General features: G+C 75.2%; 10 protein-coding genes. 4 read left to right on the top strand and 6 right to left on the bottom strand.

Annotated features, from left to right (window positions below):
- Positions 1-148: 148 nt before the first annotated feature.
- Positions 149-511 carry a YciI family protein gene (locus tag AB0H57_RS28065; RefSeq protein ID WP_357511532.1) on the bottom strand — a complete coding sequence of 121 codons (363 nt, stop codon included), beginning with the start codon at positions 509-511 and terminating at the stop codon, positions 149-151.
- Positions 512-762: 251 nt separating this feature from the next.
- On the opposite strand from AB0H57_RS28065, the gene AB0H57_RS28070 reads away from it, so the two are divergent.
- The gene (locus tag AB0H57_RS28070) at positions 763-2,976 is read left to right on the top strand and encodes a SpoIIE family protein phosphatase (RefSeq protein WP_357511534.1); all 2,214 of its coding nucleotides are present in this window, start codon (positions 763-765) and stop codon (positions 2,974-2,976) included.
- A gap of 108 nt (positions 2,977-3,084) precedes the next feature.
- The gene (locus tag AB0H57_RS28075; RefSeq protein ID WP_357511554.1) at positions 3,085-3,951 is read left to right on the top strand and encodes an aldo/keto reductase; all 867 of its coding nucleotides are present in this window, start codon (positions 3,085-3,087) and stop codon (positions 3,949-3,951) included.
- A 171-nt stretch (positions 3,952-4,122) separates the two neighbouring features.
- On the opposite strand, the gene AB0H57_RS28080 is transcribed toward AB0H57_RS28075, so the two are convergent.
- From AB0H57_RS28080 to AB0H57_RS28090, 3 genes are all read right to left on the bottom strand, one after another.
- Entirely contained in the window at positions 4,123-4,971 is an 849-nt protein-coding gene (locus AB0H57_RS28080) for an alpha/beta fold hydrolase (protein ID WP_357511536.1), read from the bottom strand.
- 372 nt (positions 4,972-5,343) lie between these two features.
- Complete coding sequence (locus AB0H57_RS28085; RefSeq protein WP_357511538.1) at positions 5,344-6,042, bottom strand: hypothetical protein; 699 nt, start codon at positions 6,040-6,042, stop codon at positions 5,344-5,346.
- Complete coding sequence (locus AB0H57_RS28090) at positions 6,043-8,571, bottom strand: FtsK/SpoIIIE domain-containing protein (protein ID WP_357511540.1); 2,529 nt, start codon at positions 8,569-8,571, stop codon at positions 6,043-6,045.
- 214 nt (positions 8,572-8,785) lie between these two features.
- Between AB0H57_RS28090 and AB0H57_RS28095 the strand changes: the two genes are divergently transcribed.
- Entirely contained in the window at positions 8,786-10,210 is a 1,425-nt protein-coding gene (locus tag AB0H57_RS28095; RefSeq protein ID WP_357511542.1) for an alkaline phosphatase PhoX, read from the top strand.
- 262 nt (positions 10,211-10,472) lie between these two features.
- Here AB0H57_RS28095 and AB0H57_RS28100 read toward each other — a convergent pair whose 3' ends face one another.
- A complete protein-coding gene (locus tag AB0H57_RS28100) occupies positions 10,473-13,145 on the bottom strand; it encodes a hypothetical protein (RefSeq protein ID WP_357511544.1) in 2,673 nt (890 codons plus the stop codon).
- A 78-nt stretch (positions 13,146-13,223) separates the two neighbouring features.
- Positions 13,224-13,799, bottom strand: a complete 576-nt coding sequence (locus tag AB0H57_RS28105; RefSeq protein WP_357511546.1) for a helix-turn-helix domain-containing protein — start codon at positions 13,797-13,799, stop codon at positions 13,224-13,226.
- 167 nt (positions 13,800-13,966) lie between these two features.
- Between AB0H57_RS28105 and AB0H57_RS28110 the strand changes: the two genes are divergently transcribed.
- Positions 13,967-15,430 carry an MFS transporter gene (locus AB0H57_RS28110; protein WP_357511548.1) on the top strand — a complete coding sequence of 488 codons (1,464 nt, stop codon included), beginning with the start codon at positions 13,967-13,969 and terminating at the stop codon, positions 15,428-15,430.
- The last annotated feature ends 100 nt before the right edge of the window (positions 15,431-15,530 follow it).

The following is a 15,530-nucleotide window of genomic DNA, read 5'->3' on the forward strand; positions in this document are numbered from 1 at the left end:
GCGACCGCACCGGGACCTCGTGAGTGGCGGGCATCGGCGACCGCGCGCCGGGAATCGTACCGTCCGTCCGCACCGGCCGCCGGGGGGACGCACCCGCCCCGGCCCACGCGCCGCCTCGACCGGCGCGGCCACCCGGCCGGTCCAGCCCTCAGCTCTGTGCCTTGGCCAGCGGAAACTCCAGCGAGCCGGCCGGGCAGAGGAAGGTCATCACGTCGACCTGGTAGAGGCCGGCCTGCACGGCCGGATCGGCCTCCATGACGCCGCGCACGTCGTCCACCGAACCGGTCCGGGCCAGCCCGAAGCCGATCGGCGGGGCCGGCTCCCGGGCCGGGCCGTCCACCGAGCCGGAGACCAGCACGATCCCCCGCCGCTGCAACGCCTGCATGTGCTGGAAGTGCTCGGCCTGCAACCGCTGCACCGTCTCCTCCGGCAGGGCCGGCCCGGCCGGGCCGGGATAGAGCACGATGCACTCGTAGGTGTCGAGCGCGAAGTCCAGCTTCGGGGTCCCCACGATGGCGCTCCCTTCCGCGCTGCCGGCGCCGGTCCGCGCCGGAGCCACCCGACCCGCCCCAGCCTCGCACGGCGCGGCCCGGCCCAGCGGCGGCTCCGGCCAACTGAGGCCCGGCGTGACCGATTCGGACCGGGCCGCGGCGGGTATCTGGACCCCGCGCCGACCCCGATGATCAACGAGGTCGCCGGTCAGATCCCGCTGGTACGGTCCCCCTGGCTGGGCCGACCCGAGCCGCCCCGGAAGGTGACGACGTGACCCACTCCCCCTCCGGCGTGACCGGGTCGGACGAGTTCCGGTGGCGCGACGTGTTCGCCGGCGGCGGAGAGATGGGCGCCCGGATCGCCGCCCACGACTGGGCGGCCACCCCGCTGGGCCCGGTGGAGAAATGGCCGCAGAGCCTGCGTACCGCGGTCTCCATCTGCCTGCACTCCCGGTTTCCGGTCCTGCTGTGGTGGGGCCCGGAGCTGGTGATGCTGCACAACGACGCGTACCTGCCGGTGCTCGGCGCGTCGAAGCGGGACGCGCTGGGTCGCCCCGGCCCGGCGGTGTGGCCGGAGATCTGGCACGTCATCGGGCCGATGCTGACCGGCGTGCTGAACGGCGAGGGCGCCACCTGGAGCCAGGACCAGCTGCTCGAGGTGGACCGGTACGGCTTCGTCGAGGAGCGCTACTTCACCTTCTCGTACAGTCCGATCATCGACGAGTCGGGTGCGCCCGGCGGCGTCTTCACCGCGGTCACCGAGACCACCGACCGGGTGGTCGGCGACCGGCGGCTGCGCGGCGCGGGCCGGGAGGCCGGTGCCCGGGAGCGCGCCTGGCAGGCCGAGGCCGCCGTCCGAGCCGCCCAGCAGCGGGCGCTGCGCCAGGCCGAGGGGCTGGCCCGGCTGGCCGGCGCGCTCAGTTCGGCCGAGGAGACGACGGCGATCGTGGCGGTGATCGTCGGGACGGCGCCCGCCGTGGTGGACGCCGACGCCGTACGGCTGGCCCTGGCCCCGCCGGGGTCCTCGACGCTGGAGGTCACCGACCACACCGGCCCGGTGCGGCTGGCCGTCGACGCGGACGTCCCGCTGGCCCGGGCGGTCCGCGACGGCGAGCCCACCCCGCTGCCCGACGGGGCCGGGGTCTGCCTGCCGCTGCGCTACGGCGACGGCGGCGTGCTCGGCGCGTTGGAGCTGCGCTGGGCGCATCCGGTCGCCGTCGACGACGCGCGGCGCAACCTGCTCGACACGGTGGCCGGGTTGTGCAGCCAGGCGTTGCGCCGGGCGGAGCTGAGCGCCTCGGCGCGGGCGATGGCGGATTTCGCCGGGCGGCTGACCGTCACCCGGTCCACCGCCGAGGCCATCGACGTCATCCTGTCCGCCGCGCCGCTCGCGCTGGGCGCCGCGCTGCCCGGCCTGGCGATGCGCGACGAGGGGCTGGGGGTGCGGCTGTGGTACCACGACGTACCCGAATCCCTGGCCGCGACGTTCGACGGCCTGCGCGCCGACGACCCCCGGCCGATCGCCCGGGCGCTGCGCAGCGGCAAACGGATCACGGTGCGTGACCGGGCCGACTTCGCCCGGCAGTTTCCGGAGCTGCCGGACCCGGTCGGCGGGCACGGCATCGTGACCACGGTGGCGTTGCCGCTGTTCGACGGGGAGCGGCGGCCGGTGGCCGCGCTGGCCTTCGGCTGGCGCCGGGAACGCCCGCTGCGCGCGGGTGACCTGGCGCTGCTGGATACCATCGCCGACCTGTGCGAGCAGACCCTGGAGCGGGTCCGGCTGGCCGCCGCCGAGCACAACCTGGTGACCCGGCTGGCCGGGCGGCTGCGGTCGACCGCGACCCAGGTCCCGGGCCCGCTGGAGATCGCCACCCGCTACCGGCCGGCGATGACCGGGCTGCACCTCGGCGGCGACTGGTACGACCTGATCGCCCTGGACGGCGGGCGGCTCGCGGTGGTGCTCGGTGACGTGGTGGGTCACCGGGTGGAGGCCGCCGCCGACATGGCCCAGCTGCGTACGGTGGTGAACACGCTGATCCGCTCGGGGGTGCCGCTGACCGACGTGTTCTCGCGGGTGACCGAGCTGATCGGGTACGGCTTCCTCGGCACCTGCCTCGCGCTGATCGTCGACCCGGGCGCCGGGGAGGCGGCGGTGGCCCGGGTCGGGCATCCGCACCCGGTACGGGTGCCGGCGGGCGGGGTGCCGGAGACCGTCACCACGGGCAACTCGCTGCCGCTGGGGCTGGTCCGCGAGCCGGTGCCGGTGACCCGGGTGCGGTTCGCCCCGGGCGACCTGCTGGTGCTCTACACCGACGGCCTGGTGGAGCGGCGCGGCCAGCTGTACGACGCGGGGGTGGCCGCGCTGCACGAGGTGATCACGCCGCTGCGGGACGAGCCGGTGGAGGTGGTCGCCGACGCGATCCTGACCGGCCTGTCCGGGGCCGAGGACGACCAGGCGCTGGTGGTGATCCGGCACTCCCGCTGAGCGGAGGCCGGCGACCGGTCCGCCGGTCCGCGTTGCGGCCGGCGATCTGGGGAAAGGACATCGGGAGGCGGCCGCTGCCGCCACGATCGACGGATGGAGGACCAGCCCATGGCGACCAGCGCACAGCCCGCGAAGGCCTCGGGGACCTACCGGATCGGGGGTGACCTGCAGGTCGACCGGCTCGGGTACGGGGCGATGCAGCTCACCGGGCCCGGGGTCTGGGGCGACCCGAAGGACCCGGCCGAGGCGGTGCGGGTGCTGCGCCGCGCCTACGAGCTCGGGGTGACCTTCATCGACACCGCCGACTCGTACGGGCCGTTCGTCTCCGAGATGCTGATCAAGGAGGCGCTGCACCCGTACGCCGATGACCTGGTCATCGCGACGAAGGCCGGCCTGACCCGCTCCGGCCCCGGCGACTGGCGGCCGGTGGGCCGCCCGGAGTACCTGCGCCAGCAGTGCGAGCTGAGCCTGCGCCACCTGGGTCTGGAGGCCATCGGGCTCTACCAGCTGCACCGGATCGACGCCAAGGTGCCGCTGGAGGACCAGCTCGGCGAGCTGGCCCTGCTCAAGCAGGAGGGCAAGATCCGGCACATCGGCCTGTCCGAGGTGAGCGTCGAGCAGATCGACGCGGCCCGCAAGGTCACCCCGATCGTCTCGGTGCAGAACCTCTACAACCTGGCCGACCGCAGCGCCGAGGAGGTGCTGACCTACTGCGAGCGCGACGACCTGGCGTTCATCCCCTGGTTCCCGATCGCCACCGGCAACCTGGCGCGGCCCGGCGGGCCGCTGGACTCGATCTCCACCGAGCACGGCGCGACGCCCGCGCAACTCGCGCTCGCCTGGCTGTTGCGCCGGTCGCCGGTCATGCTCCCCATTCCGGGTACGTCGTCGGTGGCGCACCTGGAGGAGAACGTCGCCGCCGCCGAGGTGCGGCTCACCGACGACGAGTACGAGGCGCTGGCGAAGGCCACGTAGGCACGCCGCCACTTGCCGCAAGACCGGGCATCCCCGAGTTCGGAGGACGCCACTTGCCGCACGATGGGGCATCCCCGAAGGACGGCACGTCTCGCGGCGAGCCGGGGCGTCCGGCGCCCCGTCCCGGCCGGTCGCCGATGGTGCGGGGCGACCGGCCGGGACGGGGCAGCGTCAGACGGCGAAACAGGTGGGGCGGATCGCCGCGTCGGCGAGCGCCTGCCGGACCACCGTGTACGTGGTGCCGTCCAGGACCAGGCCGAGGTGGCCGACCACCCGCAGCGGGCACGACGACTGGATCAGCACGTTGGTCGCGCCGTCGGCGAGGACGGCGTTGTCGACCGGGCGCACCAGCTCGTCCTGCCAGGTACGCACGGTCGTCCAGCGCACCGCCCCCGGGGTGTCGTCGCCGGCGTTGAGGGTGGCGAGGAAGTCCGAGCCGATGGACATCTGCTGGCAGGCCACGATGCCGGCGCAGCTGCCCAGCCCGACGAAGTTGATGATGTTGGCGACGTAGGTGCCCTGCTGGGGGCTGCCCAGGCTGACGTAGCGCCCCACGGTGTCGGTGCCGCCGAGGAACTTGACGTACCAGCGGGAGACCAGACCACCCTCGGAGTGGGTGACCAGGTCCACCTTGGCCGCCCCGGTGGCCGCCCGGACCTGGGCGACGTACGCGCTCAGCGCCTGCGCGGACTGCCGGATGTCCCCGAAGCCGAGGTTGGGCAGCTGGTAGATCCAGACCCGGTAACCGTCGGCGCGTAGCCGGGCGGCGATCGGCTCGTACGCGATGGAGACCCCGATCAGGCCGCCGACCACGATGACCGGATTGGCGTTGGCGGCGGCGAGGGTGGTGGCGGCCGTGGCCGGCGCGGCGGTGGCCCCGGTGGTGGGGTTGTCGGCGGTGGTGGTCGCGGCCTGGTCGGTGCCGGTGGTGGCGCGGTCGGTGGTGGCGGCGCTCGCGGCGGTGGGAGCGAGCAGGACGGTCGCGGCGGTGGCCGTGGCGAGGATCGATCGAAGCAGCATGGCTGCGCCTCCGGTGGGAGGTGCCCGGGGAGGCCCGGGCGGGACGGGTGGGGAGTCCGATCGATCGTGGACACGATGATGCGTGGCTTGTTTCACACCCGTCAATGAAAAGTTACGCGCCGGTAACCCGTTGTCCCCCTAGACGCACAAACCCCCATATCCGCTCGCCGTCAAGCCCGCCGCAACCCGCTCCCTGGCCACCGCGCCGCGCTCGGATCGCCCCCGCGGCCCCGAAGATCCGCACTGCCTCGGTGACGTTGTTGCCTCAATCCGGGTGCGAGGCAACAACTTCGGTGACGTTGCCCGGAGCTTGGCGGCAGCAAGACGAACCGCCCGCCCCGGATGGGCCGGGGCGGGCGTAGCGCCGGCGGCTCAGCGCAGGAACCGCACCAGGAGCAGGTAGGCGCAGTACACGAAGGGCACCAGCAACACGCAGATCACGAAGCCCATCGGCACGTACCGGGGCGGCGGGCCGGCGATCAACGGCGCCCGGCCGAACCGGCCGAGCACGAGGTAGCCGGCGACGAACGAGACGACCGGCAGCCCGGCGCAGATCCAGGCACCCAGGGTGAAGCCGCCGATCAGGCCGACGCCGGAGGCGAGCACCATCACCAGCATCAGGGTCGCCCCGCCGAGCGCGCAGGCACAGTAGACGGCCAGCGCCCGGGCCGCCGGCGACCACGCCGGCAGCAGCGCCGGCCGATGACCGATCGCCTCGGTGGCCTGCACGTGCCGGTCCGCCTCGTCGGCGAGCAGCCGGACCGCCGCCAGTTCGGCGGCCGGGTCGGTATCCGGGGCTGGCGCGGCGCTGACCGGAAGAGGCGCCGACGCGGCCGGTACCGACGCGGGCGTAGCGGCGTCGGGCCCGGTGAGCCCGGGCTCGGCCACGCCGATGGCGCGGCCGAGCTGCTCCAGGCGGTGCGCCTGGGCGGCCAGCCGCTCGCCCAACTGGTCGGCGACGGCGGTCAGGCCGCGCAGCCGACGGGTCTCCTCGACGGCCGCCCGCTCCCCGGAGCGGAGCTGGTCGGTCAGTTGCGCGGCGAGCGCCGCGTACTCGTCGAAGCTCGACACCTAGTGCTCCTCGTCCCGCTCGTGTCCGGGGCGGACGAACGGCACGATCAGCTCGGTGCGCTGGTCGTGCCGGTCCACCAGCAGGGCCCGGTTGGGTCGGGGCCGCCAGTCGAGGTCGTGCGCGCCGAGGTACAGGCCGAGGTCGGCGCCGGGCACGTTCAGCGCCACCAGGCAGGCGATGTCGTCGCGCTGGTGGGCGCCGCCCAGGTCGTCGGCGAGTGGCCGCAGCCCGCGCCACCAGCCGAGCAGGTGCAGCCCGCGGGCCGGCCCGTCCCGCAGCACGGCCCGCAGGTCCTCCCGCCCGGAGCGGAAGCTGTCCGCGTCGGGCCGGTCCAGGGTGGTGGCCGCGGCCTCCATCCCGAACACCACCAGGTAGGTCCGACCGGGCTCGGCGGTGGGCGGGGGTGACCCGGCCAGGTCGGCGAGCCGGTCGCGCAGCCCGGCGGCGTCGAGCCGCTCGACCGGATGCCCCGCGGCGGTAAGCTCCCCGGTCAGCTCGTCGGCCACCGGCTCGGCGGCCAGCGGGACGAGCAGGAACCGGGCGGCGCCGGGGTCGTGCTGCCGGGCCAGCCCGGACACCGCGGCCCAGAGCACCTCGGCGCCGGTGGGGTCGGTGCCGACCACGGCCAGGTGCCGGCCGGGTACCGGGTCGAGGGTGAAGCCGGCGGCGGTGCCGTCCACGTCGACCACCCGGCCGACCAGGGCCGCCGGGCTGCCGTCCACCGGGCGCAGCGCGGCGAACGCCGCGCTGTCCTGCGGGTACGCGCCGGCGTACCCGCGGAAGACCGCGGGCGGCGGCGAGCCGGCCGGGCGGTCCTGCCACAGCTCGTGTCGCGCGGTGGCCAGCGCGGCGGCGTCGGCGTGCGGGTCGGGGAACCGGACGACGGTGTCCGCGCCCGCCGCGCCGCCGGCGGTGTTGACCACGGCCGAGCCGACGGCCAGCCCGTTCGCCGCGTCGTTCAGCGGGTCGAGCACCCCGCCACCGCCGGGCAGCGCCACCCGCAGCGGGAACTGCCCGAAGATCGCCTCGGCCCGGCCGTAGAGGGACTCGACGCCGGTGGCGCTCTGGCTGGCCAGCACCAGGTGGAGGCCGTACGAGCGGCCCTTGCGGGCCAGCTCCTCCAGCAGGTCGACGGCCTCCCGGGCCACCCGGTCCGTGCCGGCGAGCAGCACCTGGAACTCGTCGACCACCGCCACCACCCGGGGCAGTGCGGCGTCCGCCGGCAGGTCGGCGAGCTTCGTGACGCCGTGCCGCTTGAACACCCCGGCCCGGCGGTGCAGCTCCCGGCGCAGGTCGCGCAGCACCGCCAGGCCGTACTCCCGATCCGACTCGATGCCGACCGCGCGGGCGTGCGGCAGCCACGACGGGTCCCGGTCGGTGGGTACGAACTCGGCGAAGCTGACCCCCTCCTTGAAGTCGAGCAGGTGCAGCCGCAGCTCGGTCGGGGCGTACCGGGCGGCCAGTCCGTAGAGGACGTTGAGCAGGAACACCGTCTTGCCGGCGCCGGTGCGGCCACCGACCAGCCAGTGTGGGGTGGCGTCGTCGAAGGCGAGGGTCACCGGGTCCCGTCCGGCCCGGCCCACCACGGTCCGCAGGCCGGCCGCGGCGGACTCCGTCCAGCGCCGCGCGGGCAGCAGCTCGGCGAAGCCGACCGCGTCGTCACGGCGGGCCGCCGGGCCGAGGTGCCGGGCCAGCCCGGCGGCGGTCCCCGGCTGGGGCTCCCCGTCCAGCTGCACCGGCGCCGCGAGCCCCCGCCCGTCGCCGCTGAACGGGTATCCGGGCGGGTCGCCGAGCAGCGCGTACCGCTCGTTGAGGCGCACCGCGGTGGCCCGCGGCGCGGTCCGCTCGGCGCCCGGCGACAGGCCGGCGAGCAGCACGCAGACCGGCGCCGCGGCGCCGGCGTGGGTGAGGGCGGTGAGCCGGGCCAGCTCCCGGGCGCCGGGCACGGACGCGACGACCAGCAGCAGCAACTCCGGCTCCGGGCCGCCGGGCTGCCCGACGGTACGGGCGTGCCGCTCGGCGTCGTCGAGCCGGGCGGCGATCTCCGCGTCGGTGGTGGCCGCCGTGGCGAGCACGCCCGCGTCGACCAGGGGACGCAGCGGCAGGAAGGTGGCGCCGAGGGTGGCCGGGTCGATGCCGGCGACCCGGACCGAGCCGGCCGGGGCCGCCGCGAGCAGCCGCAGGATCACCGTACGCAGCAGTGCGCCGACCCGCGCGTCCCGGGCGTCCCGGTCGACCAGCAGGTGGTGGCCGGCGCCGAGGGGCACCAGCACGGGGAAGCCGCCGTCCTGGAGGGTGCTGGCCGTGCCGATCCGCACCGGTACGGGGCCGGTGGCCGGGTGGGCGGCGCCGGCCGCCGGGCCGGTCAGCGTGGCGCCGAGCCGCTCCAGGCCGGCGACCAGGTCGGCGGTGTCCGGGGCGGCCGACGCGACGGCCTCGGCGAGCGCCCGGCGGGCCTGGGCCAGCCGCTGCGCGGCCTGGCGGTGAGTGGCCACGGCCTGCCCGTACGCCGACGCTAGCCTGCCCAATCCCGCCCCCAACGCCCACGGCCGACCGACTCCGGAACCCTAACGGACGCGGAATCTTCCGGACAGTCCACGCCGACCAGGACGGCCCGCCACCGGCGGCACCCGACGTTGCCCCACTGTTCGCCCGGGCGTCACCCGGGGCGTCGGCCACGTTCGACCGCCCCGGATTCCCTGCTGCACGGGTTCAGTGCATCGTGAACAGGAAGGCATCGACGTGACCTCCTTCTCCTCCTCCTTCTCCCGGCGGGACGTGCTGCGCGGTGGCGCGGCCGGCGGCCTCGGCATCGTGGTGGCCGGCAGCCTGGAAGCAATCGCCGGTCCGGCCGCCGCGCGGGCCGCCGTCCGGCCCGCGGTCGGCTACGGCGCGCTCGTCCCCGACCCGGCGGGCCTGCTGGCGTTGCCGCCCGGCTTCTCGTACACGATCGTCGCCGAGGCCGGCGTGACCATGCTGGACAGTGGCCACCCGACACCGAGCGACGCCGACGGCACCGGCTGCTTCCGATCCCCGACCGGCTCGGCGCTGGTCAACAACCACGAGATCGGCGGCAGCGAGCCGTACGGCGTGCCGCCGCTGCCCGGTCTCACCTATGACCCGGGCGCCCGGGGCGGCACCACCACCATCGAGGTGGACGGCGCCGGCCGGCGGCTGCGCGAGTACGTCAGCGTGGCCGGTACCCACAACAACTGCGCCGGCGGCATCACCCCGTGGGGCACCTGGCTGACCTGCGAGGAGACCGAGCAGCGGGCCGGCGGGCGCTACCTGAAGGACCACGGGTACGTCTTCGAGGTCGACCCGCATGACCCGCAGCAGAACCTCGACCCGGTGCCGCTGAGGTTCCTCGGCCGGTACGCCCACGAGGCGGTGGCGGTCGACCCGTACACCCACTCGATCTTCCTGACCGAGGACGCGGGCAACCCGAACGGCCTCTACTTCCGGTGGACCCCGCCGGCCGGGTTCCGGGGCGGCAAGGGGGCGCTGCGGGCGCTGGCGACCCGGCCCGACGGCGACACCGCCGGATCGCTTGAGGCGATGAGCTGCTGGCTGGGCGACCGGCACATCGACGACCTGTCCGAGGCCACCACGCCGGGCACCCGGTACAAGGTGCGCTGGGTGGACGTGCCGGACCGGGACGCGCGGAGCGTCTCGGTGCGCAAGCAGTTCGAGCCGGGGCAGGTGACCAACAGCCGCAAGCTGGAGGGCGCCTGGTGGGGCGACGGTGGCGCGTACTTCGTGGCCAGCTACGCCCGGCGCTCCGACGGCAGCGCCAACGAGCACGACGGCCAGGTCTGGTTCTACGATCCGCGCACCGAGAGCGTCACCCTCAAGACCATCTTCGGGGTGAACCAGGACCCGGACGCCGAGGGCGGCTACGACGGCCCGGACAACATCACCGTGTCGCCGTACGGCGGGGTGATCCTGGCCGAGGACGGCGAGGGCCTGTCCCACCTGGTCGGGGTGACCGAGCAGGGCAAGGCGTACCCGCTGGCCCGCAACGAACTCAACGACAGCGAGTTCACCGGCCCGACGTTCAGCGCGGACGGGAAGATCCTGTTCGCGAACATCCAGTCGCCCGGTTACGTCTTCGCGATCACCGGCCCCTGGGGGCGGCCGAGCGACGCGCATCCGCACGCGTCCTGAACAGATCCCGGTGGCCGGCGGCTCCCCGGCGGGGTCGCCGGCCACCGGTCGGCCCACGTTGCTGGACGCTGGCCGAGCACGGCGTCGAGACGTACCTGGGAGTGTGCCGGGGCCACGGGCGGCCCGGGCCGTGCAAAGAGCGGCACGCCGCGCGGGCCCGGTGGGCGCAGTACGGCGACCGGGTGGTCGGGGTGACCGCGCTCGTCGCCGTCCGGTGCCGGCCGGGCGCGGTCGGAACGGTCACCCACGCCGCCCAGCCGAGCTAACCGGTGCGGCAGCCGGGGTCCCGGCCACTGTCGGCGACACCGCAGTGGAAGACCTCGACCGGTGCGGCGGCCACGTCGGGCACCTTCGCCACGGTGAGCAGGGCCAGCCGCTTGGCGGCCGGCTCGCCGGAGTCCGGGGCGTACCGGATGAGCCCGCTGACCCCCCGGTAGCCGCCGGCGGCGTTCTGCCGCAGCACCTCGGCGTGCACCCCGGCCGGGTTCACCGCGCGGGGATCCCAGCGCCGGCCGGTGTCGGCGTGCCGCAGCCGGGCGGCGAGGCTCTCCAGCGCCTGCACCATCATCATGGTGGCGTCGTAGGCGAGGCTCACCCGCTCGCCGACCGGCGGGCCCGCGCCGGTGCGGCAGCGCGGCGGGTCGAGCAGGTCGTCCGCGCCGATCCAGGTGAGGAAGCTGCCGCGGGCGTCGTCGCGCCCGGCCTGCGCGGCCCGCAGTGCGGCGCAGGTGGCCAGCGCGGCCTTCGACACGTACGTGACCGGCAGGTTGCCCGGCGCGCTGGCGCGCAGCCCCGGGTTGGCCATGTAGCGGTTCACCGAGTCGTCGGCGACCAGGTGCCGGGGCGGGTCCGCGCCGCACTCCTTGAGCGCCCGGAGGAACCCGTCGAACTCCGACCAGCGCCCGGCGAAGAAGAGCATCCCGCGGTAGCCGCACTCCTGGGTGAGCCGCCGCCCGCTGCGCCACTCGTCGAGCCGGGTGAGCCGGTCGCCGAACCGCTCCCGCAGGCCGTCGACCAGGGTGGCGACGTAGAGGTCGTCGGTGAGGGAACTGCCCTCGCCGGTGGTCCAGTAGACGTGCGCCTCCCCGACCCGCAGCACCTGCCGGGCGTACGCCTCGACCATCCGGGCCTGCTCCCGGTTCGGCGCCGACATGGCCAGGTAGAGGCTGGAGTTGGCGTCCATCCGGTCGGCCGACAGGGTGGGCGCCAGCACCGGCAGACCGACCCGGTTGAGTTCACGCAGCGCCGCCGCCGTGCTGCTGCGGCTGTCCACCAGCCCGACCACGCCGAGCACGGTGGGGTCGTCGCGGGCCAGCCCCTCCAGCATCCGTACCGCGTCGTCGGCGTGCCGCATCTGCCGGCCGGCGTTGGCCACCACGATGTGCAGCAGCGCCGCGTCGTCCGCCGCCGCCGATTCCTTGAGCAGGGCGTACTGGGCGGTCGCCATGCCCTCCAGTTCCTCCCGCTCGGACACGTACGACTCCTCGTCGGCGCGCGTCCGGTTGCCGGTGAGGCTGCCCAGGTAGACCAGCGTCAGGTAGGGCCGACGGTGCTCGCTGCGCCGCCACACCTCCTCGGCGGCCCGGTTCTGGGCGAAGATGCGCCGCTGCACGGCGCGCAGCCGGTCCTGCCCGGGCTCGCTGTTGAAGACCTGCCGGGCGGTGTCGCTGTAGCCGACGCACTCCCCGCCCACCACCCGTACGCTCACCCGGTCCGCCGGCCAGGGGCGGCAGTCCGGGGCCCACCGCCCGTGCGCCCACACCGCCACCCCGGCGACCAGCACCAGGGCCACCGCCGCAGGCAGGAACCGCCGTGCCCACCAGGGCGGGTCCGGCGCGACCAGGGCCGCCGGGGCGACGCCCACCGGGACGCCGACGTCGTCGCCGTCCGCCCGGAGCACCATCAGCCAGGCGCCGGGGCGGCGCAGCCGGCGGTTCTCCGGCAGCGCCTCCGCCCACTCCTCGTACGTCTCCTCGGCCTGGCTCATCGGCCGGGGCGCGGCCGGCTCGGGCGGCGGGTCGGCGGCGACCGCGACCACCAGCAGCGGGTCGTTGCGGCCGGTCTCGTTGCGCACCTCGTCGAAGAGCCGGATCAGCGTGTGCCCGACGTTGCCCGGGCGTACGCCGTCGAGCAGCAGCACCGGGTAGGCGGTGCGACGCCAGTCCCCGGGTCGCCAGAACCGCCGCCGGTAGGCCAGCCGCAGGTCCTCCAGGAAGGCGTGCAGCAGCAGCTTCTGCACCTGGGCCGGATGCTCGCCGTCGCGCCAGCCGGCGGTGAGCCGCTCGGCGAAGCCGAGGAAGGTCACCGACTGCCGGGGCGCGAGATATTGCTGGCGCATGAACCAGCGGTACTGCCGGCCGACCACCGGCACCCGGCCGGAGACGGCGATCCGGAACACCACGCTGGGCACCGCCCGCCGCAGCAGCCAGAGCAGCAGTTGCAGCGCGGCGCCGAGCCCGGAGTCGCCGTCCACCTGGGGGTTGTCGCCGGTCCGCCGCCCCCGCCAGTCCCGCAGCCGGCGGACCAGGGTGGCCCGGCCGCTGTCCGTGGTGTCCACGTCGACGGCGAGGGTCTGGTGCATCAGCCAGTCCGCCAGCGGATAGTGCCGGAACCGGAACCGGGGCGCGCCGAACGCCTCCAGGGAGAGCTGCCGGTGCAGTTCGCGCAGTACCGCCGCGACGTCGTCCGTCGACGGCCGGTCGGTCAGGTCCAGCGCCGCGTGCGGCACCCGCCGCCCGGCGCCGCGGGCCGCGAAGCGGCGCAGCAGGGCGGCCACCGCGCCGTCACCCGCCGGCCGGAGCAGCCAGAGCAACGGGAGCCGGCGGTCGCCGCGGCGCGGCCGCCGCAGCAGCCGGGCCAGCAGGGTGAGCAGTTCCGCGCCGCCGGCCGGAAGCTGCTCCCGGGTGTGCCGCGGCCGGGTCACCGATTCGCGCATGGTCACCTCCGGGTGACGCAGGGTGTCGCACCATTGTCGACACCCGGCGCAACCCTGGGAAGGTGTAAGGCGGGCGCCTTACCGCAGCGGCGGGCGCAGGCCGTCCAGCGCGATGGCCAGCACGCGGTCGCGCTGCGCCGGGTCGGGGAACTGGTACGCGGTGATCCCGCTGATCAACCGGACGACGTCGTCGAAGTCGGCGTCCGGGCGGGCCGCCCCGGCGGCCTGGGCGCGGCGCAGCAGCGGTCCGCCCGCGGCGTAGATCTCGGTGCGGCAGTTGCGGAAGACCTCGGAGTCGTGCACCAGTTCCTCGGCCAGGGCCCGCTTGGTGCCGACGTAGGCGACGAACCGGTGCAGCCAGCCGACCAGGGCCTCCCACGGCGCGAGATCGGCCAGGTCGGCGGCGGAGGCGCTGAGCGCGCGCACCTCTTCGACGTAGACCGCCTCGAACAGGTCCCGCCGGCCGGGGAAGTTGCGGTAGAGCGTCCCGATGCCCACGCCCGCCCGGCGGGCGATCTCCTCCAGCGACGCACCCGCGCCGCACTCGCCGAACACCTCCCGGGCGGCGGCGATCAGCGCGTCGTAGTTGCGCCGGGCGTCGGCCCGCTTCGGGCGACGCGCGAAGACCTCGGTCGGCCGGTCGGCGTTGGCCATGACGCGCGTCACTCCTTCCGCCTTGCAACCGCGAGGCATACCTCCACTACGTTAATGGAGGCACCCCTCCGGATAGCGTACGCCGGAGGCCCGGGCCCGATGCGCCGCCATCGCCGCCCTTCCGCGCGAGCGGCCAGCCTTCTCGTACCGAACGGGAGTTCTCCCACATGATCGACAGCTTCCGGCGTGGCTCGCGCCGGATGACGTTCCTCGTCCTCGCGGCCGGCGCCGGCTTCTTCTCGATGCTCCAGTCGCTGATCACCCCGGCGCTGCCCACCATCCAGCACGACCTGCACACCTCGCCGAACACGGTGACCTGGGTGCTGACCGCGTACCTGCTCTCCGCGGCGGTCTTCACGCCGATCCTCGGCCGGGTCGGCGACATGGTCGGCAAGGAGCGGATGCTTGTCGTCTCGCTCGCCGCGCTCGCGCTGGGCTGCCTGCTGGCGGCCGTCGCGCCGAGCATCGGCGTGCTGATCGCCGCCCGGGTCGTCCAGGGCGTCGGCGGCGCCGTCTTCCCGCTGTCGTTCGGCATCATCCGCGACGAGTTCCCCGCCGCCCGGGTGAGTGCGCGGGTCGCGTCGATCTCGGCGGTCGTGGCCGTCGGCGGCGGGCTGGGCGTCGTGCTCGCCGGGCCGATCGTGGCCACCCTGGGCTACCGCTGGCTGTTCTGGATCCCGCTGGTGGTGGTCGGCCTGACCGCGCTGGCCGCGCACCGGTACGTGCCCCGCTCGCCGGTGCGCACCCCGGGCCGGGTGAACTGGGCCAGCGCCCTGCTGCTCTCCGGCTGGCTGGTGGCGCTGCTGCTGCCGGTCAGCAAGGGCGCCGCCTGGGGCTGGACCTCCGGCCGGGTGAGCGGGCTGCTGGCGCTGGCCGCGGTGCTGGTGGCCGGCTGGCTGGCGGTGGAGGCCCGGGCCGCGAACCCACTGATCGACCTGCGGATGATGCGCCTGCCGGCGGTCTGGACGACCAACCTGGTCGCGCTGCTCTACGGCGCGTCGATGTTCGCCGTCTACGCCTTCCTGCCGCAGTTCGCGCAGATCCCGACCAGCGCCGGCTACGGCTTCGGCGCCAGCATCACTCAGGCCGGGCTGCTGATGCTGCCGATGCTGGTCGGCATGTTCGTGGCCGGCCTGCTGGCCGGTCGGCTGGAGTCCCGGTTCAGCGCCAAGGCACAACTGAGCACCGGCGCGGCGTTCAACGTGGCGGCCGCGGCGATGCTCACCGTCGCGCACGACACCCGGTGGCAGGTCGGCCTGGCCGGCGGCCTGGTGGGCCTCGGCATCGGGCTGGCCTTCGCCTCGATGGCCAACCTGATCGTGGCCAACGTGTCGGCCCGGCAGACCGGCGCGGCGACCGGCATGAACGCCAACATCCGCACCATCGGCGGCGCGCTCGGCGCCGCGCTGGCCAGCACCGTGATCACCGCGAACCCGCAGCCCAGCGGGCTGCCCCGGGAGGCCGGCTTCACCGCCGGCTTCCTGCTGCTCACCGGCATCTCGCTGGCCGCCGCGCTGGCCGCTCTGGCCGTACCCTCCGGGCGCCGCGCGGGGTCCCGGCGACGCGCCGCACCGGCGGTGCCGGACCTGGCGCCGGAGCCGGTCGGCGTCCTGGCGCCGGTGGGCCGCTGAGCCCCGCGCCCGCCACGACCGGCGACGGTTAGGAAGGGGCCCCGCTCAACACCACGATCCCGGGTGCAGCCGAGGGGTACGAGTTTGTGGACCCGGCCGT

It is taken from the genome of Micromonospora sp. NPDC050686 (genome assembly GCF_040654475.1).
Lineage (GTDB): Bacteria > Actinomycetota > Actinomycetes > Mycobacteriales > Micromonosporaceae > Micromonospora.

Bases quoted from the DNA above. Each gene is read 5' to 3' on its own strand.
- AB0H57_RS28075 (WP_357511554.1), top strand. From the start codon at position 3,085: ATGGCGACCAGCGCACAGCCCGCGAAGGCCTCGGGGACCTACCGGATC.
- AB0H57_RS28080 (WP_357511536.1), bottom strand. From the start codon at position 4,971: ATGCTGCTTCGATCGATCCTCGCCACGGCCACCGCCGCGACCGTCCTG.
- AB0H57_RS28100 (WP_357511544.1), bottom strand. From the start codon at position 13,145: ATGCGCGAATCGGTGACCCGGCCGCGGCACACCCGGGAGCAGCTTCCG.
- AB0H57_RS28105 (WP_357511546.1), bottom strand. From the start codon at position 13,799: ATGGCCAACGCCGACCGGCCGACCGAGGTCTTCGCGCGTCGCCCGAAG.
- AB0H57_RS28110 (WP_357511548.1), top strand. From the start codon at position 13,967: ATGATCGACAGCTTCCGGCGTGGCTCGCGCCGGATGACGTTCCTCGTC.